We start from the raw sequence: 2183 nt of genomic DNA, 5'->3' as shown, positions 1-2183 counted from the left end.
GATGCGGCGATCACGCTGGGCGTCCTGTTTATCCTTGCCCGTTCCTTCCTTTCGCGCGAAAAGCGCGACGACAACCACGCGGCTCCGGTCAATTCTTCTGGCCCCGCGACGGAGAGCTGAGAAAATGCGTAAATCTGTTGCCCTGATCGCCATCGCTGCCGGCTCTACCCTGCTTGCCGGCTGTGGCGGCGGCGGGCTGTTCAACCGCCAGCGCCCCGATGAATTCGCCGTGCAGCGCCAGGCGCCGCTGGTGGTTCCGCCCGATTTCTCGCTGGTTCCCCCGGCCCCCGGCGCCCCGCGTCCGACCGATGCCGGCGCTGCCGCCCAGGCGCAGGACGCGCTGTTCGGCCCGCCGCAGGCCCGCAGCGGAGTGGAAAGCTCGCTCGGCAACAAGGCCGGCAATGCCGCTCCGGGGATCCGTTCGTCGGTCGGCGATCCGGGCACCAACACCGTCGCCAAGGGCGCGGTGGTGCGCGATATCGTTGCCGCTCCCGAAGGGGACGGGCGCGAAGCCCAGACCGCGATCGGCAACTGAGCCGAACCCGCTGAACCGAAGCACGGGGCTCGCCGCAAGGCGGGCCCTTTGCTTTTGCGCGTCTGAGAATTGGCAGGCTCAGTCGGTGATCGCGTCTTCGATGGTGGCGGGCGGGCTTGCCAGCAGTTTGTCGATCTTGCGCCCGTCCATGTCGACGATCTCGAAGCGCCAGTCCTGGTAGTGGAAGTACTCGCCTTCGTGCGGCAGGCGTTTGAGCACCGACAGCGCAAAGCCCGCTGCGGTCGCATAGTCGCGGTCGTCGGGCAGTTCCAGGTTCAGCCGCGCGGCAAGGGCATCGGCGGGAAGCGCCCCGGCAAGCAGCAGTGTGCCATCCTCGCGCACCACAACCATCGGTTCGTCCCCGGCGTCGAGGTGGCTGGCGAAATTGCCGACGATCGCCGAGAGCAGGTCTGCCGGGGTCACGACGCCTTCAAGGTGGCCGTACTCGTCATGCACCAGTGCCATCGACACATCCGACTGCTGGAGCAGGCGCAGCGCATCCATGGCGTCGAGCTGGTCGGGGATCACTTCGGCCTTCTTCATCAGCCGGGCGAGCTGCACCTTGCGGCCTGCCAGCAGCACCGCCAGGACTTCACGCACCTTGACCACTCCGACGATATTGTCGGGCGTGCCATCGGCCACCGGCAGCAGCGAATGCGGCGAATCCTTGATCGCGGCGCGGATCTCGGCCTCGCTGGCGCGGCGGTCGATCGTGTCGAGTTCGGTGCGCGGGGTCATCAGTTCGCGCACCGGCCGGTCGGCCAGCCGCATGATCCCGGTCATGATCGCGCGTTCGTCTTCCTCGATCACGCCCGAACGGGTCGCCTCGGCAAAGATCATGTGCAGTTCCTCGGCCGTCACCGCGCTATCGTCGGCCGCGTTCATGCCGAGCAGGCGCAGGATCAGGCCGGACGACCAGTCAAGCAACCAGACCAGCGGCGCGGTTGCCCGCGCGACATAGGCCATCGGCAAGGCGGCGATCACCGCGATCGGTTCCGCCGCGCGCAGGGCGACCTGCTTGGGCACCAGTTCGCCGATCACCAGGCTGCCATAGGTGGTCACCGCGATGACGATGGCAAAGCCGGCCTCGCCCGCCCAGTCCGCCGGCACGCCCAGCGCGGCCAGCCGCTCACCCGTTGGCCCCCCCAGGCTCGCGCCCGAATAGGCACCGGCGATGATCCCCACCAGGGTGATGCCGATCTGAACGGTCGAGAGGAACTTGCCCGGATCCGAAGCGAGATCCAGCGCCATGCACGCGCCCTTGCTGCCGCGATCGACCTGCACCTTGAGCCGGGCCGGACGCGCCGAGACGATCGCCAGTTCGGACATCGAGAACAGGCCATTGAGCAGGATCAGACCTGCAATGATAAATACATCGGACCAGGGAAACGGTGTCACGCCCGTTGCGCTAGCAGAATTGGAGCCGGGCGATAAGTCCCGCCAGCAAATCGCCGCAAGGCGGACCTATTTGACAATTGCCACAGACACATGATGTTCAGGTTGCTGGGTTCAGTCTGGTAACCACGATTGACCATAAAAGGGGAACGCACATGAAGAAATCCCGCCTGCTCGTTTCGAGCTTCGCCGCAGTTTCGCTGCTGACCGTTTCGGCCTGCGTGACCGACCCCAACACCGGCGAGAAGAAGAT

2 protein-coding genes are annotated in these 2183 nt (G+C 66.1%); one reads left to right on the top strand and one right to left on the bottom strand.

The genetic code is table 11. From position 1 onward, the window contains the following. Positions 1 to 124: 124 nt before the first annotated feature. On the top strand, positions 125 to 535 hold the full coding sequence (locus tag ACE3SN_RS16835) for a DUF3035 domain-containing protein (protein ID WP_374531992.1): 411 nt from the start codon (positions 125 to 127) through the stop codon (positions 533 to 535). 78 nt (positions 536 to 613) lie between these two features. Here ACE3SN_RS16835 and ACE3SN_RS16830 read toward each other — a convergent pair whose 3' ends face one another. Further along, on the bottom strand, positions 614 to 1933 hold the full coding sequence (locus tag ACE3SN_RS16830) for a hemolysin family protein (RefSeq protein WP_374531990.1): 1320 nt from the start codon (positions 1931 to 1933) through the stop codon (positions 614 to 616). Positions 1934 to 2183: the final 250 nt, after the last annotated feature.

It is taken from the genome of Novosphingobium sp., from assembly GCF_041915465.1.
Classification (GTDB): Bacteria; Pseudomonadota; Alphaproteobacteria; order Sphingomonadales; family Sphingomonadaceae; genus Novosphingobium.
This window is presented reverse-complemented; position numbering and strand designations above follow the sequence as displayed.

Bases quoted from the DNA above. Each gene is read 5' to 3' on its own strand.
- ACE3SN_RS16835 (WP_374531992.1), top strand. From the start codon at position 125: ATGCGTAAATCTGTTGCCCTGATCGCCATCGCTGCCGGCTCTACCCTG.